At 28.9% G+C, this 657-nt stretch carries 1 protein-coding gene; it reads right to left on the minus strand.

Features of this window, described 5'->3' with window-relative positions; all coding sequences use genetic code 11:
• A partial coding sequence (locus CCZ01_RS09975; RefSeq protein ID WP_146745257.1) for an RNA-guided endonuclease InsQ/TnpB family protein occupies positions 1–635 on the minus strand: 635 nt, incomplete at its 3' end.
• Positions 636–657 lie beyond the last annotated feature (22 nt).

A 657-nucleotide genomic window follows, 5' to 3' on the forward strand; every position in this document is an offset into this window, starting at 1 on the left:
GCTTTAACACTTAAGCCATTAGATAAACATACACAGGATTTTAAGCCTATATCTATTCCTAAACCTTGTTTGGTTTGCATAGATGATTTATGCGTTTTATTAAATTCATTCTCATTCATTTCAACACTAAAACTAGCATAGAATTTGTTAGCTTTTTGGCTAATGGTTACAGAGTTAATCTTTCCATTAAATCTAAGCTTTTCACGCATTTTTACAAGTCCTAGATTTGGAATTTTTAAGTAAGTTTTATTGCTATTATCTTTTGTCCTTATAATGACTTGGTCGCCACCTATATAATAACTTCCTTCATTCTCTCTTTTTTTCTTGAACTTAGGATAGCTCACTTTACTTTGTTTTAAATCAGCAAAGAATTTTTTAAAAGCTAAGTTAAGATTTAAAAAGGGTTGTTGTGTAGCATATTTAATAACTTCATAGACAAATGGGAATTGCTCTTTTTTAATGGAGTTAAACTCTTTTTTTAAATCTAAATATGTTTTTTTAATGCCTTGTCTTTGATATTCTTGCCATTTAGCAAGTCCCCAATTATATGCTAACCTAGAACAGCCAAAAGCTTTTTTGAAATGTGTAATGTGCTTATTATTTGGATTTAACTCTATTTTATGCGAGATTGTCATTGACTATCTTTTCCATATCATC

Source organism: Helicobacter monodelphidis (assembly GCF_003288845.1).
In the GTDB taxonomy this organism is placed as follows: Bacteria; Campylobacterota; Campylobacteria; order Campylobacterales; family Helicobacteraceae; genus NHYN01.